General features: G+C 60.3%; 19 protein-coding genes. 8 read left to right on the top strand and 11 right to left on the bottom strand.

Translation table 11 applies throughout. The features are described from left to right. Together ACZM96_RS03875 and ACZM96_RS03870 are read left to right on the top strand one after the other, a co-directional pair. A partial coding sequence (locus ACZM96_RS03875) for an FAD-dependent oxidoreductase (protein WP_489487483.1) occupies positions 1-703 on the top strand: 703 nt, incomplete at its 5' end. A 175-nt stretch (positions 704-878) separates the two neighbouring features. Further along, the gene (locus tag ACZM96_RS03870) at positions 879-1,778 is read left to right on the top strand and encodes a LysR family transcriptional regulator (protein WP_489487481.1); all 900 of its coding nucleotides are present in this window, start codon (positions 879-881) and stop codon (positions 1,776-1,778) included. Positions 1,779-2,557: 779 nt separating this feature from the next. Here the strand turns inward: ACZM96_RS03870 and ACZM96_RS03865 are convergent. Further along, the gene (locus tag ACZM96_RS03865; protein ID WP_489487480.1) at positions 2,558-3,997 is read right to left on the bottom strand and encodes an SLC13 family permease; all 1,440 of its coding nucleotides are present in this window, start codon (positions 3,995-3,997) and stop codon (positions 2,558-2,560) included. A gap of 364 nt (positions 3,998-4,361) precedes the next feature. Here ACZM96_RS03865 and ACZM96_RS03860 point away from each other — a divergent pair, with 364 nt between their 5' ends. Next, positions 4,362-5,285 carry a LysR family transcriptional regulator gene (locus tag ACZM96_RS03860; RefSeq protein WP_489487479.1) on the top strand — a complete coding sequence of 308 codons (924 nt, stop codon included), beginning with the start codon at positions 4,362-4,364 and terminating at the stop codon, positions 5,283-5,285. Between the two features lie 486 nt (positions 5,286-5,771). On the opposite strand, the gene ACZM96_RS03855 is transcribed toward ACZM96_RS03860, so the two are convergent. Next, positions 5,772-6,710: a LysR family transcriptional regulator gene (locus ACZM96_RS03855; RefSeq protein ID WP_489487478.1), complete on the bottom strand. Its 939-nt coding sequence runs from the start codon at positions 6,708-6,710 to the stop codon at positions 5,772-5,774. 282 nt (positions 6,711-6,992) lie between these two features. Here ACZM96_RS03855 and ACZM96_RS03850 point away from each other — a divergent pair, with 282 nt between their 5' ends. Together ACZM96_RS03850 and ACZM96_RS03845 are read left to right on the top strand one after the other, a co-directional pair. Further along, on the top strand, positions 6,993-8,981 hold the full coding sequence (locus tag ACZM96_RS03850) for an FAD-dependent oxidoreductase (protein ID WP_489487476.1): 1,989 nt from the start codon (positions 6,993-6,995) through the stop codon (positions 8,979-8,981). A 94-nt stretch (positions 8,982-9,075) separates the two neighbouring features. Continuing rightward, a complete protein-coding gene (locus tag ACZM96_RS03845; protein ID WP_489487475.1) occupies positions 9,076-10,554 on the top strand; it encodes an SLC13 family permease in 1,479 nt (492 codons plus the stop codon). A gap of 387 nt (positions 10,555-10,941) precedes the next feature. Here the strand turns inward: ACZM96_RS03845 and argC are convergent, their stop codons facing one another. The 3 genes from argC to ACZM96_RS03830 are packed head-to-tail and all read right to left on the bottom strand — an operon-like array spanning position 10,942 to position 13,989. After that, a complete protein-coding gene (argC, locus tag ACZM96_RS03840; RefSeq protein WP_489487485.1) occupies positions 10,942-11,994 on the bottom strand; it encodes an N-acetyl-gamma-glutamyl-phosphate reductase in 1,053 nt (350 codons plus the stop codon). Positions 11,995-12,044: 50 nt separating this feature from the next. Next, complete coding sequence (locus ACZM96_RS03835; RefSeq protein WP_489487473.1) at positions 12,045-12,314, bottom strand: DUF1844 domain-containing protein; 270 nt, start codon at positions 12,312-12,314, stop codon at positions 12,045-12,047. Positions 12,315-12,339: 25 nt separating this feature from the next. Continuing rightward, positions 12,340-13,989: an FG-GAP repeat domain-containing protein gene (locus ACZM96_RS03830; protein ID WP_489487471.1), complete on the bottom strand. Its 1,650-nt coding sequence runs from the start codon at positions 13,987-13,989 to the stop codon at positions 12,340-12,342. A 113-nt stretch (positions 13,990-14,102) separates the two neighbouring features. Between ACZM96_RS03830 and ACZM96_RS03825 the strand changes: the two genes are divergently transcribed. After that, complete coding sequence (locus tag ACZM96_RS03825) at positions 14,103-15,365, top strand: methyltransferase domain-containing protein (protein WP_489487470.1); 1,263 nt, start codon at positions 14,103-14,105, stop codon at positions 15,363-15,365. A 211-nt stretch (positions 15,366-15,576) separates the two neighbouring features. On the opposite strand, the gene ACZM96_RS03820 is transcribed toward ACZM96_RS03825, so the two are convergent. Next, a complete protein-coding gene (locus ACZM96_RS03820; protein ID WP_489487468.1) occupies positions 15,577-16,299 on the bottom strand; it encodes a tRNA1(Val) (adenine(37)-N6)-methyltransferase in 723 nt (240 codons plus the stop codon). Between the two features lie 111 nt (positions 16,300-16,410). Here ACZM96_RS03820 and ACZM96_RS03815 point away from each other — a divergent pair, with 111 nt between their 5' ends. Then, entirely contained in the window at positions 16,411-19,635 is a 3,225-nt protein-coding gene (locus tag ACZM96_RS03815; RefSeq protein WP_489487466.1) for a UvrD-helicase domain-containing protein, read from the top strand. A gap of 220 nt (positions 19,636-19,855) precedes the next feature. On the opposite strand, the gene ACZM96_RS03810 is transcribed toward ACZM96_RS03815, so the two are convergent. From ACZM96_RS03810 to ACZM96_RS03790, 5 genes are all read right to left on the bottom strand, one after another. Next, on the bottom strand, positions 19,856-20,650 hold the full coding sequence (locus ACZM96_RS03810; RefSeq protein WP_489487464.1) for a DUF169 domain-containing protein: 795 nt from the start codon (positions 20,648-20,650) through the stop codon (positions 19,856-19,858). 173 nt (positions 20,651-20,823) lie between these two features. Further along, positions 20,824-21,123, bottom strand: a complete 300-nt coding sequence (locus ACZM96_RS03805) for an ErpA-related iron-sulfur cluster insertion protein (protein WP_294484241.1) — start codon at positions 21,121-21,123, stop codon at positions 20,824-20,826. Between the two features lie 98 nt (positions 21,124-21,221). Beyond that, positions 21,222-21,389: a hypothetical protein gene (locus ACZM96_RS03800; RefSeq protein WP_294484244.1), complete on the bottom strand. Its 168-nt coding sequence runs from the start codon at positions 21,387-21,389 to the stop codon at positions 21,222-21,224. Between the two features lie 151 nt (positions 21,390-21,540). Further along, on the bottom strand, positions 21,541-22,434 hold the full coding sequence (locus ACZM96_RS03795; protein WP_294484246.1) for a glycyl-radical enzyme activating protein: 894 nt from the start codon (positions 22,432-22,434) through the stop codon (positions 21,541-21,543). Positions 22,435-22,561: 127 nt separating this feature from the next. Next, entirely contained in the window at positions 22,562-25,006 is a 2,445-nt protein-coding gene (locus ACZM96_RS03790; RefSeq protein WP_489487461.1) for a glycyl radical protein, read from the bottom strand. Positions 25,007-25,257: 251 nt separating this feature from the next. Between ACZM96_RS03790 and ACZM96_RS03785 the strand changes: the two genes are divergently transcribed. Continuing rightward, positions 25,258-26,733, top strand: a complete 1,476-nt coding sequence (locus ACZM96_RS03785) for a sigma-54 interaction domain-containing protein (RefSeq protein WP_489487459.1) — start codon at positions 25,258-25,260, stop codon at positions 26,731-26,733. The last annotated feature ends 49 nt before the right edge of the window (positions 26,734-26,782 follow it).

Raw genomic sequence — 26,782 nt, 5'->3', positions numbered from 1 at the left:
GGTGCTCTACGAAAAGACCGACCGCCTCGGCGGACAGGCCCTGCTTTCCGATCCCATGTGGTTCAAGAAGGAAATGAAGCTGTTCCACGAATATCTGGAACGCCAGGTCAAGAAGCGTCCGGCCATCACCGTGGTGTACAACACCGAAGCCACCCGCGAAATCATTGAAGAAAACGACTTCGACGCCGTCATCGTGGCCGTGGGCGCGGAACAGATCGTGCCCCGCATTCCCGGCGTAGAAAAGGCCGTCATGTCCTTCGACGTGTTCGGTCATGAAGACAAGGTGGGCAAGAAGGTGGCCATCATCGGCGGCGGCGCCATCGGCGTGGAGCTCGGCATCCATCTGAACGGCCTCGGCCACGAATGCACCATCGTGGAAATGGCCGAACACCTCGCCTCCAAGACGGAACTCACCGAACGCACCGCCTACATGATTCACCTGGAAAAGAACCACGTCAAAACCATGGTGAACACCACCTGCCAGGAAATCACCGACAAGGGCGTGTGGGTGGAAAACGCCGACGGCAGACAGTTCATTGAAGCCGACACCGTCATCATCTCCGTGGGCACCAAGCCGCTCGCCAAGGAACGCGATCAGTTCAAGGACGTGGCCTTCGACGTGATCTGCGTGGGCGACTGCGTCAAGGCTTCCAGCATCGTGCACGCCGTGCATACCGGCTTCGACGCAGGCCTCACTCTGTAAAAAAACGACAATACTCTTCCCCGACTGCGGGGGCGGAAGAAGAGCCCCCTTCTTCCGCCCCCGCACGTCTTAACTCTCTGCGCAGGTTGCAGAAAACATTCCGGCAATGTATCATGCCCGGGCATTTTTACCGCACCGGAGCCGCACGGTCCCGAACCCGGAAAAGGAGAGCGCCATGCGTCTGGAGCAACTGAGTCACCTTATTGAAATCACCCGACTGCAATCCATCAGCAAGGCGGCAGAAACGCTGCACATCTCTCAACCGGCTCTTTCCGCTTCCGTCAAGAGTCTGGAAACGGAACTCGGCGTCGCCCTGTTCAAGCGCACCAACAGAGGCATTTTTCTTACCTCCGAAGGAGAAAAAATTCACGACGACGCCGTCGGCATTCTCAACGTCATCAGCGGATGGTACACGCAATACCACGATCAGGAGCCGGAAGGCGAAATACACCTCGCCTGCACGCCCATCATCAGCTGCTACATCACGCCCAACATCATCGTTCCGTTCCAGAAGCGCTATCCCAAAATCACCATTTTCGTCCACAGCGCTCAGCACTACGACATCATAGGCAAGCTCACGAGCACCAGCGCCGACATCGCGCTCACCACGCTTTCCGGCAACGCCCGCCTCATCGAACAGATACGCGACATGAACTGGGACGAGCAGCATCTGTTTACCGACGAGCGGCGGCTGTTCATCGGCTCCAGCCATCCCCTGGCCGCCAAGAAGGAACTTACCCGCGAGGACCTCAAGAGCCTGAATCTGGCCTACTACTCCGACGTGCGGGATCAGATTTCCCGATTCTACGTGCCCTTCTTCGGCACGACCTACCGCCTTGCCAACAAGGAAGACATTCTCGATCTCGTCATCAAGAACGAGGCCGTGTTCATCCAGCCCTGTCACCTTTTCCGCCACGACTACCGCGTCATGGAAAAGCTTCTTGTGGAAAAGCGCATTCCCCTCACCGAAGTGGACAGCAGGGCCGACGTCTTTGCCCTGCACGCCCCGGAACTTTCGCCCATCGAACAGCTGTTCTGGGATTATCTCATCGAAAATTTCTCCTGCAACCTCTGACTCCTGCCGAAAAATCAGAACTTCGCGCGCCTGAGCGCCGAAGAGCCGCCTGTCGAGCAACGAACGGGGAAGAAGTGCGGACTTCTTCCCCGTTTCACATGAAGCGCGCATATTCTACGAAGCCCGGCAGCCGCGGCTGCCGCCCCTCCCCGCAATCAAAAAGCCTGCCATGCGAACGCCGGGCCCCCTTCCGTCGTCGCGGAATCCGCCGCGCCCCTTGCCGTCGTCAAACTCTTTTCCCCGCCATGCTGCCGATGACCGGCAACATTTGCGCACCCGCGCATGCGCTCGCCAATCTCCTTATCTTCGACACAAGGCCGCGCCCCGCCCTTTCAGACACTCAAAAAGGTCCTTGCTGCCCTTCTCCCCGCGCTCGCGACGCACACCAAGCGTGTCTGAAAAGGTGAGCGTAAAAAACTGTTCCCGCACGCCCGCCGACGTCCCCGTCATTTCGCCTGCTGCAAGGCATCCCGGTCTGCGCAGCCGACGCGCGTTCGGAACAGCCACCCGCAGAACAAAGTCCGACGCCGGATTCCGCATGTCGGATTCCGCGCCTTGGGGGCTCCGACGCACGTCCAAACACGGCAAACACCTCGGCCCTCATTCCCGAAAAGCCCGGGAAAATCGCCGCGTCGCCTGACGGCCGGACCGTCGCCCCGGGCAGCATGTTCCCTTTTTCAGACAATAAAAATCCGGGCCATTGCCTCATGAGACAGCGATGGCCCGGAGAACACAAAGGCGTTCCGGCAGAACCGGAACGCCTTTTCAGGGGAGAGCCTTTAGAAAGCGATGGTCATCAGCGGATAACCGACGAAGGAGAGAAGCAGGATATTGAATATCCAGAAGAAGCTTGCGTACTTGATGACGGTTCTCTGATGGACCCATTCCGTGTCGCCGTAGAGGATGGCGGACGTGGTGGCCGCGGCGGGAGTGGCGATGCCGAGGGTGCAGGAGAGAATGACGCAGGAGAGCAGAGCCTGAGGATCGACGGTGCCGTTGGCCACGGCCAGGGTGTAGGCGATGGGGGCGAAGGTGGCGGCGCAGGCGTTGTTGTTGGTGAGCTGGGTGCACAGGGTGGTGGTGCATACGACGATGAAGACCAGCAGGTTGCCGCTGAAGCCGGCCAGCATGGGTTCGCAGGTGTCTGCGATGAACTTGGTCACGCCGGTGGCTTCAAACGCGCCGGTGATTCTGAGCACGGCCGCGACGAGGAAGAGGGCGGGCCACGCCACGGACTTGTGCATGATCTCCTTCAGGCCGATGCCTTCCTTGAAGTTCAGCATGAGGTAGACGCCGATGTAGGCCAGCAGAATGCCGTTGTTGCCCATGGCCTTGAGGAACTTGGAAAGCGCCCAGCTTCCGGGCAGAATGTTGGGCAGAAGCAGCAGAACGATGAGGCCGAGGAACGACCACAGAATGGTCTTCTGGTAGGGAGAGAGCTGTTCGTCGAAGTGCATGCATTCGCGGTTTTCCAGAATGGGAGTCACGTCCGCCTTGAGCACGTACTTGCAGATGAAGATGACGAAGAAGATGGAGAGCAGAAGAAGCAGACCGGTGACGCCCACATACGCGGCGAGATTGATTTCCTGACCGCCGCTCATCTGTCCGTAAATGCCGAACACGATGGCGGGGAGGCTCTTGAAGGGCAGCATCATGTACGCGATGTCGGCGACGTACAGCATGGCGAGCAGCAGAATCATGGGGAAGGAGTCGCCGGGCTTGTAGCCGTACTGCCTGCACACTTCCTTGATGAGCGGGAACGCGACGAGCACGGCGGCGGTCATGGTCAGCATGGTGGCCAGAGCGCACATGGCGATGCAGAGCATGAACACGAGCACCCACGGCCTTCCGACCACCACGGGAACGCAGATGATGCGCCGGGCCACATATTCGGCAATGCCGGCTGCGTTGATGATGCTCGCCACCATGCAGAAAAAGAGCAGGAGCAGATAGGTATTGTTGCCGAACGCGCCCCCGAGCACGGCATCCATGGGTTGCGGAAGCGTCATGCCGAGAACGACAAGTCCCATGAAGGAAGGCCAGATCATGTCGATGAAAAGCCATCCGTAAAGAACTCCGAAAAAGACGCCGACAACCGCAAGTCCGTCTGCGGTCATTCCTCCAGGAGGCGTAATAAACCGAAATCCCACCATAATGAGAATCATAATCGCAAGATTGACATAGAATTTCGGTTCATTCTTTGTCAGTGCAAAACTCATGTCCTACCTCCATCCCATTAACATTCCGCCAAAATGACGTCTCCCTGTCATTTTATGCGAAAAAAATTTTATTCACATGGGTAGTTGTAAAAAAACAGCAGTAAATCAAAAGGATAATTAAACTGCTGTAAAGGCCGTAAATGCACATCTAAGAACAGCGCTCTCTTATTGATTAAGATTAATAAAGAAAACTGGAGAAAAGAAAAATATTAATTATCAATGGCTGGATATCAGTTTGAATTATGGGAGAAAGAATCTTGCCTGACAGGTAAAAGGAGGGCTAAGATAATAACGGGAGTCGGCGTGACGCCTGCCCGGAAGGCGGATCTGAACACGGCACGCGTCAAGACAAGGGAGGGAAGGAATGCGACTGGAACAGCTGGAGTATTTTGTGGCCGCCGCCAACGCCGGAGCCATCAGCGCGGCAGCGCAGCGCCTGGGCATTTCCCAGCCTGCGGTTTCGGCGGCGGTGAGAAGCCTCGAAAACGAACTGGGCAGTCCTCTTCTCAAGCGCGGCAACAGCGGCGTGAGCCTCACCCCGCTCGGTCGCCTCACCTATCGCGACGCGCGCGCCATTCTGGAACTCGCGCAGAATATTCAGGCCAGAGGCAAGGATGTGGAGGCCGGAGGATCGCTGGCCGTATGCGCGCAGCCGCTGCTCTCCTTTCATCTGACGAGCGGCATCGTGTTGCCCTTCAAGAAGCTGCATCCGAAAATCAACGTCTTCGTGCGCAACGTGCCCAATGTGGACATCATTGCCGACCTCAGGAGCGGACGCTCCAACATTGCGGTCACGCTGGTATGCATGGGGCTTAAAATCCGCGAACAGGCGCGCGGCATGGGCTGCGAAATCGTCCCCCTCTATGCCGACGAACGAAAAATGTTCATAGGCGCCGGGCATCCGCTGGCGGCCAAGGCCGAACTGACGCCCGAAGACCTGAAAAGCCTGCGCATCGCCTACTACTCGCACAGCTCGGATCACGTTTCCTCGCGCTATGCGCCGTATTTCGGCGGAGAATACCGTCTGGCCAACAGAGACGACATCCTCGATCTCGTCATCCGCAACGAAGCCGTGTTCATTCAGGCCGGCACCATGTTCCAGCACGACTACCGCGTGCGGAAAGGCATGATGGTGGCCAGAAGCATTCCTTTGAAGGAAATCAACCACAGCGCCCCCATCGTGGCCATCCGCACGCCGGAAATCTCGCTGGTGGAAAGACTGTTCTGGGAATACCTCATAGAAAACTTTTCCAAGGGGCTGCCCGAAAGGGCATCATTCTCTGCCTGAGCGCCTTCCCTGCGCATTCGACCGAGATCCTTATTGGGGATATTTTCACATGATGCGGTGCCGGAACGCTCCCGCTAACAGAGCTCAAGACAGACGACGCAAAACGCCCGGACGCCGGAACCTCCGACCGACGCCCGGCAGGCCCTTGCGGGCGCTCCCGTTCGTGCCGACGGACGCATGAACACGGGCAAGGAAGATCGGCGGGAGGTCGCCCAGAGACACGCCTTCGCGTCCCCTTTTTTCTAATTCGGCGGCCACACTGACAACATTGTTGAAATACACGCATTCGCGCGCCCCGCTCTTCTGAGGCAGCCGGATGCACAGCCCGGTCACGCCGATCCCGCGCAAGTTCTTCACCGCCCCCGCGCGTAAGGCCCTGCGAATCTCTTTTTTCCCCAGAAAAACACCAAACCGCGAAATGCACTCCGACGGTCTGCCCCGCCGCTGCGCTTTCCGCGGTTCTTCCACGCGCTTTGCCTGGAAAATCTAAAGAATGGATGAGCTCTCCATCTGAGCAAACTGCTTTTTCACCAGCGCCACTATCTCCTCTTCCAGGGCGTTCAGCTTTCTGTTCGAGGGAATGACCAGACAGAACACCAGCGGAATGGATACGTCGTCTATTTCCCGCGCGGTTATGACTTTCTGCCTGATGAGCAGATTGTCGAAGGCATCGAGCCGCAGGGACACCGTGTAGATGTTCTGCGATTTGGCAATGGCGTCGAAAAGCGTCTGTCTGTCGGGAAAGACCACGCTTTTCTTTATGGAAGCCTTCTGCATGAATATGTTATTGTAGTCGTAAATTCTTCTGAGCGCTCTGCCTGACGTGGCAAACGAAAGCCCGTCCAGATCGCTCAGAAGCACATGTTTCTTTTTCGACAGCGGAAGCCTGGAATTGACGAACAGAGAAATGCTTCCCGACGCAATAGAAAGGATTCTTTTTCCGTTCTCCTCCGCCTTGCGCACGATGAGCGAAAGCATCTCCTTCGGATAAAACATCAGGCACAGGCGACTGTCGTTTCCGTCGCATTCCGCATCGAGAACCTTGTCCTCCACGGCTCCTGAATGAATGATGAGCTTCGATGTTTTGACATACTCGATGAGCTCGGGCGACAGAAATATCTTGCTCAGACTTCTCTGCGCCAGAATAATCACGGGATCGCACGTCTCTTCACCGGAATTTTTCAGGGCAAGCAGATTTCTGTATTCCTCTATAATGACTTCGATATGCTCAAGCGCCTTTTTTCCGACATCGGTAATCAGTATGCCGTTGTTGGTCCTGCGAAAAAGCTGTACGCCCAGTTCCTCTTCAAGTGAACGAATGGACGCACTCAGCGACTGCTGCGAAAGATGAAGATACTTTGACGATTCGTTCAACGACTTTCTGCGCGACGTTTCGTAAAAATACAGGAGATGGTCTATCTTCATAAGCCGCACCGCACCTCGGAAAATATTTTAAAAATTCCTGCTATTAACTATGATTGCAAAATATTTTTCTGTCAACGCGGGCCTTGCTCCGGGACTTTTCCCGTTCGGCCTCCAAAAAATGACGGAGACATTGCGTTCTTTTCGGCACAAATACTATTCTGCCATTTCCGCCTCCTGTTTTTTTTTGAACGCCTCCAAAAAAAATCGATTATGCAAAAAATCACAATTCTCTTATATCCATTAACAAGTCCCCGATCATTAAAACTTTTCAGGAGGCCGCTCATGAAACCTCTGTACAAGGAAAAATATCCTCTTCTTTTCACCCCGCTCATCGTCGGCAAGAACAAGGTCGAATACAAGAACAGAATTTTCCAGGCTCCCATGGGCATGGCGCTCGGCACGGACGCCAACGGCCTCATCAACATCATAGGCGAAGAATACTACAGCAGTTTTGCCCGCGGCGGCTTTGCGCAGATATGCCTGCCCATCGAAGTGCCCAAGGACGGCGGTCATCCCCGCACCTATTCCATCGACGAGCAGTACCACGCCTTCATGAACATGCATAAGCTTCAGCGCGTGGTGCATGCCTACAGCGCGCGCAGCTCCTGTGAAATCTATCACGCCGGCTGCTGCATGACCCCCGGCCCCGGCCGCACCATCATGAGCGCGAGCGCCTTCGTGTACAACGGCCGTCAGGTCAAGGAAATGGACGACAAGGACATGGAGGACGTGGCGCAGATGTACGCGCACGCCGCGTTCATGGTCAAAAGAGCCGGCTTCGACGCCATTACGCTGCACTACGGTCACGGCTGGCTCATGAACAACTTCCTCTCGCCGCTCACCAACCACCGCACCGACGAATTCGGCGGCAGCGTGGAAAACCGCTGCCGGTACCCGCTCATGATCATGAAGCGCATCCGTCAGGAAGTGGGCAACGATCTGGTCATCGAAGTGCGCATGAACGGCTCCGACATGATGGAAGGCGGCATCACCCCGGAAGACGCCGCGGAACAGGCCCTCATCCTTTCCGAAGAAGCGGATATGCTGCACATGACCTGCGGCACCCGCCTCGATGCCTCCAGCCGTCCGAAGATGCATCCCACGCACTTCCTTGAAAGAGCGCACAACGCCAGAGCCAGCGAACTCGCCAAGAAGGCCGGCGTCAAGATTCCCGTGGGCGTGGTGGGCAGCATTCACGATCCCGATCTCGCCGAAAGGCTGCTCGAAGAAGGCAAGGCCGACTACGTGCTCACGGCGCGTCAGGCCCTGACCGACAGCGACTTCGTCAACAAGATACGTGAAGGACGCCTTGAGGACATCCGCCCCTGCCTGCGCTGCGACTTCTGCCTCGACGGCTCCAAGCGCGGCGCCCTCACCACGGAAGTGAACATCCGCAAGGACTCCACCTACGACAGACAGTGCGCCGTCAATCCGCTCTGGTATCAGGGCATCACCAAGAAGCACCTCATTCCCATGCCTTCCAGAAAGCGCAAGGTCGTCGTTGTCGGCGGCGGCATTGCCGGCATGCAGGCCGCCTTCACCGCGGCCGAACGCGGCCACGACGTCACGCTCTACGAAAAGAGCGACAAGCTCGGCGGTCAGGCGCTGTTCTCCGACGGCATGTGGTTCAAGCAGGAAATGAAGGCCTTCCGCGAATACCTCATCCGGCAGGTTCACAAGTCCGGCGTGCATATTCTGATGAACACCGAAGCCACCCCGAAGCTGATTTCCGAAATAGACCCCGACGTGGCCATCATCGCCGTGGGCGCGGAACAGATCGTGCCCCGCATTCCCGGCATCGACGGCAAAAACGTGTTCATGTCCTGGGACGTGTTCGGCCACTACGAGCTGCTCGGCAAGCGCGTGGCCATCGTGGGCGGCGGCCTTGTGGGCTGCGAACTTTCCATTGACCTCGCAGGCCAGGGACACGACGTCACCGTGGTGGAACTCGGACACTATCTCGCCGCCACGGCGCAGATCAGCGAACGCATGCACATCATGGAATTCATGAAGAAGAACAACGTCACCGCCATGGTGGACGCCACGGTGGAGAGCATCGAACCCGACCACCTCAACGTGCGCACGGCCGAAGGCTTGCAGACCATTGAAGCCGACAGCTTCATCATCTGCACGGGCACCCGCTCTCTGGCCGACCTGCGTGATTCCTTCCGCGACACGGCCTTTGACGTCATCAACATAGGCGACTGCGTGCGCGCCTCCGACATCGTCAATGCCGTCCGCACCGGCTGGGACGCCGGCGCCACCGTCTGATATCAGCGGGATGCCGCAAGCGCCCGCCACTTACGGCATCCCGTCCGAAAAGCTTCCTCCGCACACCGCCTTCCCCTCTGCAAGGAGTGCCTCTATGTCCTCCCTCCGCCTGTCCAATCTGACGCCTTCCAAATGGTTGTGTTTCGCCATCGTTCTGTTCTGCATGTTCGGCGCTCCCGAGCTGGTGTCCGGCACCGGAGCCATGACCGATCTCGGAGCAAGGATCATATGCATCTACATAGGCATGGCCTTCGGCTGGCTGACGCTCGACCTTGCCTGGCCCAGCGTTCTGGGCATTCTCGCCGTGGGTCTCTCGGGCTACGCCAGCGTGAACAACGTGCTCAAGATGTGCTTCGGCAACAGCAGCGCCCTGCTCGTGTTCTTCGTGTTCATCATTACGGGCGTCATCGACAAGGCGGGCGTCTCCCGCTGGATAGCCCTTCACATCTGCAGTCTTCCCATCGGCCGCGGACGCCCCTGGGTCATGACCTTCTGCATTCTCGCCGCCATCATGACTCTCACCCTCTTCATCGGCGTGTCCCCGGGCGTGCTGGTCGTGTGGGCCATTTTCTACAGCATCTGCGAAGTGTACGGCATCAAGCCCGGCGAACACTGGGCAACCATGGTCATGGTGGCCATTCCGTTCTTCGGCAGCGTCACCGCCTCCATCTTCCCCTTCAAGTCGCTTCCCGTGGTGGCCCTCGGCGCGTATTCCCAGCTCAGCGGCGGCGACGTCATCGACTTCCCCCAGTATTTTGCCTGGTCCCTCATCGTGGACTCCATGATCGTCGTGCTGGCGCTGGCCTTCATGCGCTTCGTGCTCAGGCCGGACGTGAGCAAGATCTATAACGCCAAGGTGTACTTCAATCCCGAAGAGCTGCGTCTCACCACCTATCAGAAGATCGTGCTTCTCTGGTTCTTCCTGTTCATCGTCATGATGATGATCCCCTCCCTGCTGCCCTCGCACTGGGAACTCACCAAGTTCTTCAAGAAGCTCGGCAACACCGGCTGCGCCGCCCTCATGTGCGCCATCTTCTTCGCCTTCGACTTCGTGCAGAACGAATCCATGCGCAAGACCATCGCCTCCAGCGTGCGCTACGACGCCCTGCTCGTGAACTTCTCCGCCATCGGCATTGCCGGCGTCATGTCCAACGACGCCAGCGGCATCTGTCAGTGGTTCGTGGATCTGGTCACGCCGCTGACCTCCGGCCAGAGCACCGTGGTCATTCTCATGCTTCTGGTGGCCATGGCCAGCCTGATGTCCCAGTTCCTGAACAACCTCGGCTGCACTGCCATCTACATTCCCATCGCCTACAGCGTGGCCGTGGCGGCAAACATCAATCCGGCGCTCGTATGCATGTGCTGCATCGCCGCCCTGAACATCGGCATCCTTACGCCTTCCGGCAGCAACCCCGCGGCCATGCTCTACTCCAACGCCGTGTGGGCTCCGGGACTGCGGCCTTATGCCTATGCCGCATGCTTCCTGGCCATCAACTTCGCCGTGCTCATGCTCGTAGGCGTGCCCATTGCCGAATTCTTCTTCCCCAGCATCCTTCCCAATTCCGTGCTGTAACGGTCTTTTTCCCCTGCCGTGAAAGTCGGTGGCGTTCCTCCAGCGCCGCCGACTTTTCACATTCTGCCCGGCCTTTCTCTCGATCGCTCCGCGCTTCCGCCGAAGGGAAACGCGGACAGCGCCCGAAATTCGAAACATCGCCCATCGCACGCCTTCGCACCGTTTTTCTGAGTCGGGCGGGCTCACTGACAGCATGGTTGAAATACACGCCTTCGCAAACCCGCTCTTCTGAGGCGTCCGGCCCCACAGCCCGGTCACGCCGATCCCGCGCAAGCGCCGCCCCCGCGAGCAAGCCCTGCGCATCTCTTCTCCCCCCCCCAAAAAAAAACGCCGCAAAAAAAGGGCGGCAGCCGGAGCCGTCGCCCTTTTTTCAGCAATGTTTCCGCGCTACGGAACCAGCGGCGCGAAGTTCAGTCCCGTGTTCACGGGAAGGCCGAACATGAGGTTCGCATTGGCCACGGCCTGACCGGACGCGCCACGGCAGAGGTTGTCGATGGCCGAGGTAATGATGAGTCGTCCGGTGCGTTCGTCCACGGTCACGGCGATGTCGCAGAACATGGTGCCGCGCACGTTGCGCGTTTCCGGCAGCTTGCCTGCGGGCATCACGCGCACCCAGGGGCTGTTCTTCCAGAAGTCCTCGTAGAGGGCCTGCACGTCGGCCTGGGAAAGCGGCGTGGACAGCTTCGTGTAGATGGTGGCCAGGATGCCGCGGCTGATGGGCAGAAGATGCGGATTGAACGACACCGTCACGGGCGTGCCCGCCGCCACGGAGAGTTCCTGTTCGATTTCCGGGGTATGACGATGCTTGCCGCCGATGTTGTAGGGGCGGAAGGAATCGGCCACTTCGCAGTACAGGGACGTGACCACGGCCTTGCGGCCTGCGCCGGTGGTGCCGGACTTGGCGTCGATGATGATGTCGTCGGTGCGGACGAGGCCGTTTTTCAGGGCCGCGTACAGGCCGAGTATGGACGCCGTGGGATAGCAGCCGGGATTGGCCACCAGCCTGGCGTCGCGCACCTTGTCGCCGTAGATTTCCGGCAGACCGTACACCGCGCGGGCCAGATATTCCTTGCGGGTGTGCGGCTTGTACCAGGCTTCATACACGTCTGCGTCGCGCAGGCGAAAGTCTGCGGACAGATCCACGACCTTCACGCCCGCGTCGTAGAGATCCGCGCCTATTTCCATGGCCACGCCGTGGGGCACGGCGAGAAAGACCACGTCGCACTGTTCGGCGAGAGCCTTCACTTCCGGCTCCATGAGCACGACGTCGCCGCCGGGAAGCCCCTGAAGGAAGGGATACACGGTGTCGAGCCGCTTGCCCGCGTCCTGCCGGGACGTGGCGGCGGTCAGTCTGATGGAAGGATGGGAGGCCAGAATACGGGACAGTTCCATCCCGGTGTACCCGGTTACGCCGACCAGTCCGGCACGCAGCATGGCAATACTCCAAAAAAAGGGCCGGAATATCCGGCCCGCTGATGGTGAGGGGGAATTCAGGAACGGGCCACGAACTTCATGCGCAGTTCATAAAGCACGTCGCGCATGAGCTTGCTTTCCTCGGGCGTGAGACCGTTGCGCGTTTTGTCGTCGAGCATGGTGAGCACGTCGATGGCGTTGCGGGCCAGGGCCTCGTTGCGGGTGGTGCTTCCGGTTTCCGGGTTGGGCACCTCGCCGAGATGCACCAGCGCGGAAGAGGCCAGAGACAGCACAAAGGTGGAAAACGTCACTTCCGGCAATATGGGCGACTCGTTCCTGTCAGACATGATACCCCCGAATGACCTGAAGAAATTATTCCTGATAATTGGGCTTCGCGTTGACCTTGGTCGTATCCAGCGGATACAGGTACACGGCGCAGCGGGTCTTGATGCCCGTGGTGAGGCCGGCGTAGGAGTTCACGGCCACTATCAGGTCGAGCTTGCCGTTGTTGTTCGCGTCCATCACGGCCACGTCGCACACCGTGCCCTTGATGCGGCGGGTCTTCCACAGAAGTTCCATGCCCATGCCGTTCCAGAGCATGGCGTGAATTTCGCCCTGCGGATAGGTGCGGTAGTTGGAGAACAGCTTGCCGGCCGTGGTGACGGGCTTGTTGGCAATGAGTTCGTAACGGCCGTCGTGGTCGAGATCCACCACGGGCATGCGCATGGGCACGTAGTAGAGCACCACGTCGGAGCTTTCGCCGCTCGAGGAGAGTGCGCCTATGCCGCGGTCGCCTTCCACGTACACGGAGCTGCCGCTGTAGGTGTCTTCCGTGCCGGCCACGCGGTTGCCGCGCGCATCGTAGGTGACGAGCGTTTCGTTTTCGGCAATGAGCGCCAGATGGTCGCCGCGCTTGCCCTTGTCGGCGGGAATCCAGGCGAAGTTGAACACCGTGGCCTGCTTGGGCAGGTTGGAGAGCTTGCCGCCGCGCACCACGTCGTCGCCGGAAATACGGCCTTCGTACACCGCGCCGCTGACCACCTTGCTGCGGTCGCTGTCCTGCATGATGAGCGTGGACGCGTAAAGCGGAGGAATCTTGACCACGTTCAGATAGCGGCGCACGTTGCGCGCCACCACGCTGAACCTGCCGTTCGCAAACTGCAGCACCTGGGAATAGGCCGCGGTGTCGCTCTTGCTGTAGCCGGTGAGAATGATGTAGTTTTTCTTGTCCTGAACAAAGGTGCGCACCAGCACGGGCTTCATGGAGGAAGGCAGACGGTATTCGCCGATTTCCACGAGCTTGTTGCCGTTCTGCCACACGTAGGCGTTCAGGGAATTGTCGTTGAGCAGCAGAATTTCGTTCTTGCCGTCGCCGTTGATGTCGCCCACTTCCATGCCGAGGCATTCAAAGCCGAGCATCTGGCTGCGGATCTGCGCTCTGTCGTCTTCGGTGCCCTGGTAGCGCAGCGAAGGATTGAGATACGCGCCGTCCTGCACGCGGCCGCGGCTTTCGTTCATGAGAAAGGCGCTGCTGGGGGAACCGGCGGAGGCACCGGCACGGATCACGTCGGTACGGCCGAACACTTCAATGTTGATGCTGTCGGCCACGTTCTGCAGGCCGCCGATGAGCGCGTTCACCGGGCTCGTGGCGGCTTCCTTCCACACCTTGCCGTTGGGCGAAAGCGCGCTCACGTCGAGGCTGGCCTGATCGCCCATGACCGTGATGCTGCCCCAGATGACGTAATCGGCCCCGAACTTGCGGGCCATGGCGGAGGCGGCATCCTTGGAAGCGGGAGCCTTTTCCTTCAGTGCCGCATCCTGACGGCTGGACGGTTCAAACTGCCCCTGCAGGTAGAGGCGTGAAGTCAGCATGGACGGAACGGCCTGCCCCAGGTAGGAATAGCCCTGCGCGCCGGACACCGAAAACGGCGCCACCACGTAGGTGGCCGCCATTGCGGGCACTTGCATCATCAGGAACAGAAGGGTAAATGCCCATATGGCGGGCAGAAAACGTCTGGACATAAAAGACTCCTTAAAGGATTTGCAAGGGACTCTACACTTTCTCGCCCCAAACGGCAACAGCACGACGCCGGCCTTTTTGTAACAACCACACCATTAACAGCAGTTTCACAGACATGACGACCACCGCACGCCGTTCCTTCCGCTTTACCTGCTCCACGGACGACATTCCCGTTGTCGAGGACATGCTCCGCCTGCAGGGTTTCCGTTTCGAGCCCGACGCCTTTTTCCCGCCCGCGCGGCGTCTTGTGGAGGGGCCCGGGCCGCTGGGCAACAGTCTCGCCGGGTTCTTCGGCCTCATCTACATTCAGGACAGAGCCTCCATGCTGCCGCCCATTGCGCTCAATCCGCCGAAGGGCGCGTCGGTGCTGGACATGTGTTCAAGCCCCGGCAGCAAGACCAGTCAGCTTGCGTGGCTGGTGGGGCCGCACGGCCTCGTGCTCGGCAACGAACCTTCCCCGGTGCGTCTTGCCAATCTGCGCCGCAATCTGCACGTCATGGGTCTCATCCAGACCGCGACCTGCTGCCAGAGCGGCGAACATCTGCCCCTGCCCGACGCCTCGTGGGACTACATTCAGCTCGATCCCCCCTGTTCCGGCTGGGGCACCGTGGAAAAGAATCCCCGCGTCATGGACATCTGGAAGGACGACAAGGTCGCCCCGCTCATCCGTCTGCAGAAGGATCTGCTGCGCGAAGCGGAAAGGCTGCTGCGTCCCGGCGGCGTGGTGGTGTATTCCACCTGCACCACCGACGTGGAGGAAAACGAAAAGCAGGTGCTCTTCGCCCGGGAGGAACTCGGCCTCGAACTCGAACCGCTCGGCGACGTGCCGGGCTTCGACCTCCAGCCGCCGCAGGGCTGCGAAGGCGTGTGGTGCCTTTCCCCGAAAATGGGCGACACGCAGGGCTTTTTCGTGGCCCGGCTCCGCAAGCCCGGTCAGAGCTCCGGGCCGCTGCCCTATACGGACAATCCCGTGCAGGCCGAAGTGCTCAGCGAGCAGCAGCTGCGCGAACAGGGGCTCGACCCGCGCTTCGTCCACGCCGAAATAGGACTTTTCGGCGGAAGCCTGCACGCGCTGCCCGTCCCGGCTCTCGCCACCCTTCCCGATTCACTGCACTGGCAGGGCCTGTACATGGGCAAGGCGGGCAAGAACGGCGATGTGCGCCTCTCCCCGCGCGTGCGCATCGAAGGCCCGTGCGCCCACGTGGATCTCGAAGGCGCGGAAGGACTGCGCGTCATTTCAGGCCTGCTGCAGGGCCAGAGCCTGCCCGCGCCGTCCTCGGTGTCCGCGAAGGATCGCGTGGCGCTGCTGCGCTGGAACGGACTGCCCCTCGGACGCCTGAACGTGAAGAACAAGCGTCTGCTCTGGTCGGAACGCTGAACTATAACCGAAATAAACGGAAAACATACCGTTTCCGAAAAATTATCATGCGCCGCGTCCTCCCTGCCGAAGGACGCGGCCTTTTTATCCGCTCAAGGGGCCGCGGCATCGCCGGAGCAGCGCGCAGAAAGGCGGGAGCAGACAAATGCCGCCGCACGGCAGCGAGCGCCGCAGATCTGCCGCAGCATGCGCGTTTCCGGCAGCGCTTGCACTACAGCTCAAGCCTGTCCACGCGAAGGGCCGCCCTGCCGTTCTTTCGCGCCTCAAGCAGCACAAAGACGGCCGGAGCGTCGCGCCTCGTGAACACGAAACGCAGCCTCTCCGGGTGCAGCCGCGCAGGCAATGCCGCCAGCATGTCCGCCGTGCGCTCCGCGCCGCTCACGGCGGCAAGGCGTCCGCCGCTTTTCAAAAGCGCGTCCGCCGCGCCGAAAAAGGAAGGAAACGTTTCCGCCGTGCCGAAAAGCGCGGTGCGGCGCATGTCCGAGGGCGGAAGACGTCCCGCGCCCTCGCGCCGCCACGGAGGATTGCAGATGACGGCGTCAAAAAGCGGCAGAACGCCGTTCGGCGCGCCGGTCTCCCCGGTCAGCGCAAGCCGCGCCGCCCGAAGATCGGAAGAAGACGCCACGTCGCCCAAAAGCGCGCAAAAGCGCTCCGCAAGTCCGAGGCGGGAGGCGTTGCGCCCGGCCGCGGCCGCAAGGGCCGGCTGAATGTCCAGCCCCACGCCCTTCCACGACGCCGCCTTCCGCAGCACGGCAAGCGCCGCCACGCCGCAGCCCGTGCCGAGGTCGGCAAAGCACGCGCCTTCCGGCAGAGGAAGTTCCAGAGCAAAATCGGCCAGCAGCAGCGCGTCGCCGCTGAAGCGGAAACTTCCCTCCGGCTGTTCCAGTCCGGCGGGAAACGCCGCATTCATGGTTCGTATTTCTTCCGCGCTCATGCCGCATTCCCCCTTTCCCGTCATTGCGCAACGTGCCCGTTCCCGCTATAACAGGTCAACTGTCCGACTGCCGACAGCGTTCTTCCTACCTTCTTCCGCCGCGAGTCATCCATGTTCCGAGCCGACCTGCACATCCATTCCCGTTTTTCCCGAGCCACAAGTTCGCGTCTCACACTTCCCCATCTGGCGGCATGGGCCGGAGTCAAGGGCATCGACGTGCTGGCCACGGGCGACTTCACGCATCCCGTCTGGCGGCAGGAACTGCGCGACGCCCTCGAACTCGACGAAGAAAGCGGCCTCTTCCGCCTGAAAACGCCCCTTTCCCGCGAAGATCTGGCCCGCGAAATTCCCCACCTCGCCGGCATGGAACCGCGGGAACCCCGCTTCATGCTGGAAGCGGAAATCAGTTCTATCTACAAGAAGAACGGAGCGGTGCGCAAGATACACAGCCTGGTCTATGTGCCGGATTTCGAGTCCGCCGACAGGCTCTGCGAAAAGCTGGAAGCCATAGGCAATCTGAAGTCCGACGGGCGTCCCATTCTCGGTCTGGACGTCAAGGACCTGCTTTCCATGGTGCTGGACATTCCCCGCGCCTACATGATTCCCGCCCACATCTGGACGCCGTGGTTCGCGCTCTTCGGCTCCAAGTCCGGCTTCGACAGTCTGGACGAATGCTTTGAAGACCTCGCTCCCCATATTTTTGCGGCGGAAACCGGCCTTTCCTCCGACCCGGACATGAACCGCTGCTGGAGCCATCTCGACAGACTCCTCATGGTGTCGAGTTCCGACGCGCATTCGGGCGAGAACCTCGCGCGCGAGGCCACGCTCTTTGACGGAGCCATTTCCTACGACGGCATCTTCGACGCGCTGCATCAGAAGAGCGGCGACACGACCTACGCCGGAACGCTGGAATTCTTCCCCGAGGAAGGCAAGTACCATCTCGACGGCCATCGCGCCTGCGGCGTGGTGCTCGAACCTGCGGAATGCATGAAGCTGAACAACATCTGCCCCGTGTGCGGCAAGCCTCTCACCGTGGGCGTGCTGCACCGCGTGCTGGAGCTTTCCGACCGCACCGAACCGCCCTGCCCGGGCAAGGATTTTCAGTCGCTCATTCCGCTGCCGGAAGTGCTCGGCGAAATATTGCACTGCGGCTCGAAGACCCGGAAGGTGCAGGAAAAGTACGCCGATCTGCTGGAACGTTTCGGTTCGGAAATGACCATTCTGCAGGACACGCCGGAACACGATCTGCGTCACGCCTGGCCGGAGCTCGGCGAAGCCGTGTCCCGCATGAGGGCGGGCAAGGTCATCCGCCACGCAGGCTACGACGGCGAATACGGCACCATCCGCCTGTTTGAGGATGAGGAAAACGCCCCCTCCCTGCTGGAACGCGTGCCCGCCGCCCGTCGCGCGCCCCTGAAAAAAAGCAGGGCTCAAAAAAAAAATCTGAACGCCGACACGCCGCCGACTGACGGCAAAAGCTGCAAAAAAAGCGCCGACAATCGTCCCGACTTTTCCCCGGAATCCTTCAGCCCCATACAGCGCGAAGCGCTGGAGGCCGGTCCCGGCCCCGTGCTGGTGCTGGCGGGCCCGGGCGCGGGCAAGACAAGAACGCTCGTGGGCAGGCTCGTGCGGCTGCTTCGCTCCGGCACTCCGGCTTCGGACATCGTGGCCATCACCTTCACGCGCCGCGCGGCCGAAGAAATGCGCTCGCGCCTTGCCGCCGCCATGGGCGGCGAAGAAAACACCCCGCTGCCGGAAGCCGACACCCTGCACGCGCTGGCCCTCAGGCACTGGCCCGGCGAGGCTCCGGTGGTGCTCTCCGAAGAAGGCGCGCGCAAGGCCTTTGCCTCGGCCAATCCCACGCTCGACAAGAAGGACGCCTCGCGCCTCTACGACCAGCTGGAGCTCGGCCGCGAAACGCTGAACGTTCCAAGGGAACTTGCGCCCCTGGCCGAACGCTACCGGCAATGGAAAAAAGAAAGGAATCTTGCCGACTACACCGATCTGCCGGAAACGTGGCTTGCCGAACTCAGAAGCCGGAACTACGGCGCGGCCAAGCCCTGGAAGCACATTCTCGTGGACGAAGTGCAGGACCTCTCGCCGCTGCAGAAGGCGCTCGTGGAAGCGCTGACCCCGGCGGACGGCTCGGGATTCTTCGGCATCGGCGACCCGGATCAGTCCATCTACGGTTTCCGCGGCGCGGATGCAGGCATTGAAGAAGCGCTCCGCAACCGCTGGCCGCAGCTGAGCGTGCTGGGCCTCACCGAAAGTCACCGTTCCGCGGCCGCCATTCTCGCGGCCGGACACGACGCCCTGGCCGGGCACGGCGCCTGCGGGGAACTCTCCTCCGTCACCGGAACCTCGGCCACGCTCCAGTGGATGGGCGCGCCGACCGCCGAACGGGAAGCCGCCTGGATTGCCGACCGCATTGCCTACCTCATCGGCGGCACATCCCATCAGCAGGCCGACCTGCACGAAACGCTCGCGGGCTGCCATCTCGATTCCGGTTCCTGCAGCCCGGGAGAAATCGCCGTGCTCTGCCGCATCAAGGCGCTCATTCCTCCCATCCGCGCGGCGCTGGAACGCCGGGGCATTCCCTGCTCCGCGCCCGAAGCCGACGCCTTCTGGACCGACGAGAGCGCCGACGCCCTGCTTCAGGCCGCGGCGCGCTTCCACCAACAGGAGGAACACTCCCGCAAGGAAGCCGCCTTTCTCGACGCCGACCGCTTTCCCCTGCTGGCGGCCATGGCTTCCGCCGCGCCGACCGATGAAGTTCGCAAGGAAGACGCGCTCGACGAGGTGCCCGCCGAAACGTGGGCCGAGGGCCCGGACGCCGTGGTGGCCCGCTGCCCCGAACGCTTTGCGCCGCTGTTCAGCGAATCTGCGGCGTTCAAGCGCCTCCGCCAGGCATGGAAGGAACACGGCGGCTGGCCGGGGCTTCTGGACTTCGTGTCGTTCCGCCGGGAAATCGACATGGTGAAGGGGCAGGCGGAATATGTGCAGCTCATGACCATGCACGCCTCCAAGGGCCTGGAATTCAAAGTGGTGTTCATTCCCGGCGCGGAAGACGGCCTGCTGCCCTTCCGCGGCGTGGGCGCGCTGCTCGGCAAAAGCGACGACTTCACGCCGCCCCCCGTGGAAGAAGAGGAAAGGCTGCTCTACGTGGGCATCACCCGCGCCTCGGAAGCGGTTTTTCTGTCCTCCGCGGCAAGCCGCACCCTCTACGGGCACAAGCTTGCGCTTCCGCCCTCGCCGCTGCTGCCGCTCTCGCACTTCCACGCCGTCAGGCTGACGCGCCACACCAAAACCACGGCAAGTCAGCTGAGCCTGTTCTGAAAACGCGCCCAGAGCTTCGCTCGTTTGTGCAGGCCGTCAGGCCCGCGCCGTCGGTCGCATCAACGGCAGTGCTCCGCGCGCCCGCCAAGGCAGGGCCGTGACATCGCTCTTTTATGCGATGCGTTCCCGCGCTCCGCGCCCGGCAATCTTCCGGCGTCATCCATTAAAAAGGCCGTTTTCCCCGAGGAAAACGGCCTTTGTTCTTTTTCCGAAATCCGCGTCAGGACACCTGTCCCGACGGCTCCCGCTTCTTGAACACGATAAGCGGGCAGTTCTGGCAGATGTCCGCTCCGGGGAAGGGATGGCCCGAACGCGTGATGGACACGCCGCCCGTTCTTTCCACGCGGTCGGCCATGCGTTCCACCACGGCGCGGATGTGAGAGCCGGGAATCATCACGTTGACTTCCCCGCGCTCCATCTTGCCGGAATTGTAGCTGCCCGCGCAGGCCAGGGTCAGATTGGCCTGACCGTGAATGTAACTGAACGCCGTGCCGCCGCACACCGCGGAATTGATGCACAGGGACGGGCGGAAGGGATGCACGCCGGTAACGGCCATCCAGTCGCCCACAAGATGATACGCCTGCATGTTGTCGCAGCAGAAATGCACGACGTCCGGCATGTCCTTCTGCTCGCGCAAAGGCCGCATGACCACGGCGAGCGGCGCTTTTTCCATGCGGGGCTTGCTCTCCACAAAGCCGCGCACCTGCGCTTCATCCGTGCCGAAGCGCAGAAGATCGCGCACCACGGCGTCGCTCACTTCGTCCACGCCGAAACAGCAACGGGCGTCGAGGCACCAGAGCTTCTTCATGTCCAGAAGCACGGTGCGCCCCTCCATGCGGGCCCCGAGCTCCGCCTGACAAAACGTCAGCGGCCGCACCGGCTCGCAATATTCGTTCTCCGCCCGAAACTGCTCCACGCTCTTTTCGTCGAACAGAAACGTGATGCCCACAGGCTCGTGCATGAGGCGAAGAAAACGCATGAGACACTCATGCATGCGCGCATAGTCCATATCCATCTTCTCTCCTCCCGCGGCGCGCCGGATTCCCGAAGGCTTTCGTCACGCCCTTGCCGTCGTCCGGCCCGTTCACGGCAGAACCCGCCTTCCGGTTTTGCCGGAAAGCGGGCCTGGCTTCGCCGCATGCGTCTGCAACGCACTTCGCGGCGCTCTTCAACAGGAACAGTTCCGTATCAGTTGTCGGAATCCAGCGCCTTGACCTCAACCTGCTTTTCTTCGTTGAGTCCAAGGGAGAACTTGCGGCCGTACCTCAGCAGAAAATCGCTGTCGGCAATGAAGGTCACGTCTTCCACGGTCACGCTTTCATCCTCGTCCTCGTCCTTTTCCTCCAGAGCGAGCCCCAGAATGATGCGGGAACGGCAGCCGCCTCCCAGCGTGTATTCGCGCAGGCGCACACAGGTTCCTTCATCCTCGTCTTCCAGCATGGAACGGAGTTTCGCCAGCATTTCTTCATTGACAGTCACTGTGAACATGGTCTTCTCCCGTGTTGCGCAGGCACTTCTGCCGACGGTTCCGCCCCGTATCCTGCTTCCGGGCCTCCCGGAAAACGGATCCTGTCCCGACGCCTTTCCTAAGCGTTCAGAGCCGTCAGCACGACCTGCTTGTCTTCATTGAAGCTCAGCTCGTAAGCCTTGCCGTACTTTGTCAGAAAATCATTGTCTGCGATGAAGGGGACGTCTTCGATGAGAATCTTTTCATCCTCGTCTTCGTCCATTTCGTCCATGCCCAGACCGAGCACGATCTTGCAATGTCATCCGCCGCCCACTTTGTATTCGCGCAGACGCACGCAGATTTCCTCATCTTCATCTTCCAGCATGGCGCGAAGCTTTTCCAGCATTTCGTCGCCTATGGTCACGGTAAACATAGCTGCTCCTGTTGATTTTGCGCTGTCACACGACAACGGTGGAAAGGCCGTGTCTTCTGAATCGTTCCCGAACTTCCCTGAGGGCTTCCGGCGTGTACTGTTCCACCGGCGGCAACGGCTTTCCGAGGGCCTGATACTTGCTTTTTCCAAAGGCATGGCACGGCATGATCTCTATTTCGGAACGGCCGTACCTGCCGAAAAACTGCGCCATGGCTTCAAGATTCTCGTCCGAATCGTTGAGGCCCGGCATGAGCGGCATGCGGATGCGCACTTCCTTGCCCGACTCCAGCGCCGCGCCCATGTTGCGGAGTATGAGGGCGTTGTCCTGCCCGGTGAGTTCCCGGTGTCTTGCAGGATCCATGTGCTTGCAGTCGAAAAGGAAAAGATCCGCCAGCTTGAGGGCCTTGTCGAAGCGTTCTTCCGGGCAGAAGCCGCAGGTGTCCACGGTCACGTGCCAGCCCTCATAGAGAGAGGCTTCCGCAAGATCGAGAAAAAACTCGCCCGCCGCCGTGGGCTCTCCGCCCCCGAAGGTCACGCCGCCCCCGGAATTTTCGTAGAAAAGCGCGTCCTTGCGTACTACGGCGATCACTTCGTCCACGCTCATGACCCTGCCGCTCATTTCTCTGGCCTTGGCCGGACACTCCTGGGCGCAGGCTCCGCAGGAAAGGCACTTTTCCCGATCGAGCAGGGACACGCCGTTTTCCATGCGCACGGCGCCCGCGGGGCAGACCTTTTCGCAGGCTCCGCAGCCCGTGCACAGATCCTGAAAGAACAGAAGCTGAGGGGCAAAGCTCTGGGATTCGGGATTGCTGCACCAGAGGCAGCGGAGCGGGCAGCCTTTCAGAAACACGGTGGTTCTGATGCCGGGGCCGTCCTTGGTGGACATGCGCTGAATGTTGTAAACCGTTCCCTTGCTCATAGTCCCCTCCCCGCGGGCGGCCCGTGCCGTTCGGCGGCCTCCTGCGGCCTCCGTTTTCCGAAGCGCGGATGCGCCCGGTGTTCCGCTCTTATGCAAGGCGGCGGAGATGCCTCCGCCGCCGTTCGTTTTACTGGGCGTACTCGGTACGCTTGATTATTTCATTCTGCACGCCGCGGTCGAGGCGGGTGAAGTAGGCGCTGAATCCGGCCACGCGAACCACGAGATCCTTGTAGTTCTGCGGATGATCCTGCGCGTCCTGCAAGGTGGCGGAGCTTACGCAGTTGAACTGAATGTGCGAACCGCCGTAGTCGCAGTAGGTCTTGATGAGCGAAATGAGGTTGCGCGCGCCCTGCGGGCCTTCCAGCGCGGAGGGCAGGAACTTCACGTTGAAGTGGTTCGCGCCGTAACGCACGGTGTCGATGGCTTCCGCGCCGGACTTGATGAGGGCGGTGACGCCTTCATGGTCGGTGCCGGGCATGGCGGACACGCTGCCGTCGGTAAGGGCCACGCCTGCCTTGCGGCCCGTGGGCAGAGCGCCCATGAGCGAGCCGAAGTAGTTGTGGTAGGAGAGCGAGTAGGCGTCCAGAGGCGTTCTGTGGCCGAAGCAGTCCGGGCCGACGGAGCTGTGGATTTCATCCACGTCGCGGTAGAAGCGCTGCACGAATTCTTCCACTTCGGGATAGTCGTTGCCGTGCTTGGGAGCCTCGAAGCACATCTTGCGGATGTCTTCATAGCCTTCAAAGTTGGCGTTGAGGGCTTCCAGCAGCTGTTCCATGGTGAGCTTCTTGGTGTCGAACACCAGATGCTTGATGGCGAGCAGCGAGTTGGCGGCGTCTATGCCCGCGGTCATGATGGGGTTCACCTGCGGATACTTGGTGCCGCCGGCTTCTTCGCAGATGCCCTTTTCCACGCAGCCCTGGTACATGACCGAGCGGAAAATGCTCGGCACCACCTGCAGACGGGCCATCTGGCTGAGATCGGAGTGATGGCGGGAAATGGTGAACAGGTGCTTGAGCTGCGCCTTGCAGGCGTCGTACACTTCTTCAAAGGTCTTGAACTCGCGAGGATCGCCGGTTTCCGCGCCCACCACCTTCTTGGTGGAGGGATCCTTGCCGTTGTGGAGCAGAAGTTCCACGACCTTGGCGAGGCAGGGCTGGTCTTCCTGCGTGATGAAGCTGCCCATGCCGCAGATGCCCGTGGACACGCAGCCGTAGTTGCCGCAGTTGCGGGCGTCTTCGAGCGTGATGCCGCCTTCGTACTGAGAGAAGCGGGCGAGGTTGCGTTCGATGACCACGGTGTTGTTGAGAATCTGAGGCTGACCGGAGCCGCCGCGGATGCAGTCCACCACCTTGTTCATGTAGGAAGTCTTGAGCTTCGGATGATAGAGCAGGGTCAGCGTGGGCTGAATGCCGCGCATCCTGATCTGGGTTTCCAGCAGCAGTTCTTCCAGCTCGGTGCTGGCGTCGCGGCCGTAGGCGTCCACGCCGCCGATGGTGATGGTCTGGCCGGTGTGACCGGAAAGCGTCTTGGCGTAGGAGCCGCCCTGGTATTCGCCGAGTTCCATGTGCTTGATCCACTGGAACTTCAGCAGGGTGATGACCTGTTCCTTGGTCAGCTTGCCTTCGTCGATGTCCTTCTTGTAGAAGGGATACATGTACTGACCATAACGGCCGGGGGAGGTGGCGCAGGCCATCTGTTCCACTTCGATGGCGAGGTGAATGAACCAGAAGGACTGGATGGCTTCACGGAAGTTGCGGGCGGGATATTCGGGCACGCGACGGCAGATTTCCGCGATTTCCAGAAGTTCGGCCTTGTTCTTGGGATCGGTTTCGGCTTCGGCCGTCTTTTCCGCAAGGTCGGCATAGCGGTGGGAATGGGCAATGACGGCTTCCGTAGCCACGATCATGGCGCGGTAGAGGTCATGCTTTTCCTTGTTTTCCAGCGTGGTGGGGCAGTCGAGGAGGCGCTTTTTCAGATCGTCCACCACCCAGCGCAGGCCCTTGTTGAGCGCCTTGGGGTAGTCGGCGATGCCGGAACCGGAAGCCACGCTCACGTTGTCGTAGTACATGCCGGCCTTGGAATACTGCGCGGGATTCACACCGTACTTGTCCTTGTACATCTTGTTGTTCAGGGCAATGCAGGTGCGGTTCTTCCACTTCTTGTACACCTTTTCGAGCAGATCCTGGGTCTCCTGCGGAATCTTCATTTCGCCGAGAGAGGTCATCTTGGCGAGCTGCATTTCGTCCTTGATCCAGGACACGTTCCATTCAGGATACGGATTCACGCCGCAGCGGATGCCCGTAAGCGTACCCACGATGGGGTTGCCGTCCAGAAATATCTTCTTGGTCAAGAGCACGCGTTCAAACAGTTTCGCACGGATGTAGAGCGTGGATTCGCCGGCGAACTCATCATACACGTCCAGAAGGCAGCGGAGGCGTTCCGGATCCATGACCTGAGGCGCAGTCATCAGGAAGTCCTTCAGCTCCTGAACGCGCTGTTCGGCGGTATCCCAGTTGATGCCGTAGCCCTGCCCTTCCACCGGGGCAGGCGAGGTGAACTGCATGACAGACATGAGGGGTCTCCTGTAGGAATGTTTTATGGGGGACAGGAAAAAATTGCTTGCTTGTTGCCGAGTACTATGCACAAAGCGTGCCAACTTTTTCTCAAAGTAAATAATTTATTGAAATATTTAATTTTTATAAAACATGCCGCGCGCGAAACCCGGAATAATCTTTTTTCGGACCTAAAAAAAACTTTCTTTTTAGAAAGAAATTTTCTATACATGGGAAAAATTTATCAGAAGCCTCCGGCAAAGGATTCCGCATGCTCATAGACAGCAAAAATTTCAGCGACGTCAGCATGAACGAGGTGATGACGCCGGCCATGCGGGCCATATGGGATCATATGAGCATAGGCGTGGCCATCGTGGACGGCAAAGGCATCTGCGTGTACATGAACGAGATTCAGGCGCGCGTGGACGGCTTCACTACGTCCGGCGTGGTGGGCAAGCACATTACGGAGCTGTACGTGCCCAACGGCATGGCGCGCATTCCCACCATGGAATGCCTGTACCGGGGCGAGCCGCTTCTGCGCAAGGCCTACTGGTACAAGACCATCAATAATTCCCTCTTCTCCTCCGTCACGGACTTCTATCCGCTGTTCGATCACGGCATGAAGGACGGCGTGCTGGCCTTCACCATCTGGGTGGACAGCGCCCTGCTTACCGGCGAGGCCAAACAGAACACCCGCGCGCCGGCCTCGGCCAGCGACAGCACAAGGTACACCTTCGAGAGCATCATCGGGCACGATCCGGCCCTGCGCGGAGCCGTCAGCGACGCCAGAGTGGCCGCCAAGAGTCCGGTTCCGGTCATGATATGGGGCGAGAACGGCACGGGCAAGGAACTGTTTGCGCAGGCGATTCACTCGGCAAGTCCGCGAAAGAATCATCCGTTCATTGCGGTCAACTGCGCGGCCATTCCGGAAAATCTGCTGGAAGGCATACTGTTCGGCACCTCGAAGGGCGCCTACACCGACGCCGCGGACAAGCCCGGACTTTTTGAGAAGGCCGACGGCGGAACCCTGCTGCTCGATGAACTCAATTCCATGCCGCTGGGCCTTCAGGCCAAGCTGCTGCGCGTGCTTCAGGAAAAAAGAATCCGCCGCCTCGGCTCCAATTCGGAAAAGGACGTCGATGTCCGGGTCATCAGCATTCTGAACGAGCCCCCGCTCACGGCCGTGAGCCGCGGCATTCTGCGCAACGACCTTTATTACCGCCTCGCCGTGGTGGGCATTGCCGTGCCGCCGCTTCGGGAGCGGCTGGAAGACATTCCGCTGCTCATCGCGTCGTTTCTTCAGCGCGCCGAAGACGCTCCCGCCGGCGTGCGCGTCTCCGACTCCGTCATGAAACTGTTCTGGGGCTATTCCTGGCCGGGCAACATCCGCGAGCTTCTGCACGTCATCGAAGGCAGCCTGGCGCTGCTCGGAAGCCGCAACGTCATTACCGAAGACAATCTGCCCCGGCAGTTCCGCGAATCCTGCCTCAGCAGACGCGCCGCCGAAGCCGCGCCTGCGGCCGTGCGGGAAGAGGACGTTCCCCTGCTGGACGACTACCGCAACGTGCGCCGCAACAGCGTTGTTCCTCTTAAAGAAAAGATCAACGCCTTTGAGTCGCGCTGCATACGCAACGTGCTGCGCGTAACCGGCGGCAACGTGTCCAAGGCCGCAAAAATCATGGAACTCACCGGCCCCGGACTGCGCTATAAAATGAAGCAGCTCGGCATAACGGAAGAAGACTACTGAACCGGAACGGCGGAATGTTCAAAAAATTCCGCCGTATTTTTTTGCGGGG

Source organism: Mailhella sp., assembly GCF_057866825.1.
This window is presented reverse-complemented; position numbering and strand designations above follow the sequence as displayed.

Excerpts from the sequence above, each read along its gene's own strand:
- ACZM96_RS03870 (WP_489487481.1), top strand. The coding sequence starts at position 879 with ATGCGTCTGGAGCAACTGAGTCACCTTATTGAAATCACCCGACTGCAA.
- ACZM96_RS03865 (WP_489487480.1), bottom strand. The coding sequence starts at position 3,997 with ATGAGTTTTGCACTGACAAAGAATGAACCGAAATTCTATGTCAATCTT.
- ACZM96_RS03860 (WP_489487479.1), top strand. The coding sequence starts at position 4,362 with ATGCGACTGGAACAGCTGGAGTATTTTGTGGCCGCCGCCAACGCCGGA.
- ACZM96_RS03855 (WP_489487478.1), bottom strand. The coding sequence starts at position 6,710 with ATGAAGATAGACCATCTCCTGTATTTTTACGAAACGTCGCGCAGAAAG.
- ACZM96_RS03850 (WP_489487476.1), top strand. The coding sequence starts at position 6,993 with ATGAAACCTCTGTACAAGGAAAAATATCCTCTTCTTTTCACCCCGCTC.
- ACZM96_RS03845 (WP_489487475.1), top strand. The coding sequence starts at position 9,076 with ATGTCCTCCCTCCGCCTGTCCAATCTGACGCCTTCCAAATGGTTGTGT.
- ACZM96_RS03835 (WP_489487473.1), bottom strand. The coding sequence starts at position 12,314 with ATGTCTGACAGGAACGAGTCGCCCATATTGCCGGAAGTGACGTTTTCC.
- ACZM96_RS03830 (WP_489487471.1), bottom strand. The coding sequence starts at position 13,989 with ATGTCCAGACGTTTTCTGCCCGCCATATGGGCATTTACCCTTCTGTTC.
- ACZM96_RS03825 (WP_489487470.1), top strand. The coding sequence starts at position 14,103 with ATGACGACCACCGCACGCCGTTCCTTCCGCTTTACCTGCTCCACGGAC.
- ACZM96_RS03820 (WP_489487468.1), bottom strand. The coding sequence starts at position 16,299 with ATGAGCGCGGAAGAAATACGAACCATGAATGCGGCGTTTCCCGCCGGA.
- ACZM96_RS03815 (WP_489487466.1), top strand. The coding sequence starts at position 16,411 with ATGTTCCGAGCCGACCTGCACATCCATTCCCGTTTTTCCCGAGCCACA.
- ACZM96_RS03810 (WP_489487464.1), bottom strand. The coding sequence starts at position 20,650 with ATGGATATGGACTATGCGCGCATGCATGAGTGTCTCATGCGTTTTCTT.
- ACZM96_RS03805 (WP_294484241.1), bottom strand. The coding sequence starts at position 21,123 with ATGTTCACAGTGACTGTCAATGAAGAAATGCTGGCGAAACTCCGTTCC.
- ACZM96_RS03795 (WP_294484246.1), bottom strand. The coding sequence starts at position 22,434 with ATGAGCAAGGGAACGGTTTACAACATTCAGCGCATGTCCACCAAGGAC.
- ACZM96_RS03790 (WP_489487461.1), bottom strand. The coding sequence starts at position 25,006 with ATGTCTGTCATGCAGTTCACCTCGCCTGCCCCGGTGGAAGGGCAGGGC.
- ACZM96_RS03785 (WP_489487459.1), top strand. The coding sequence starts at position 25,258 with ATGCTCATAGACAGCAAAAATTTCAGCGACGTCAGCATGAACGAGGTG.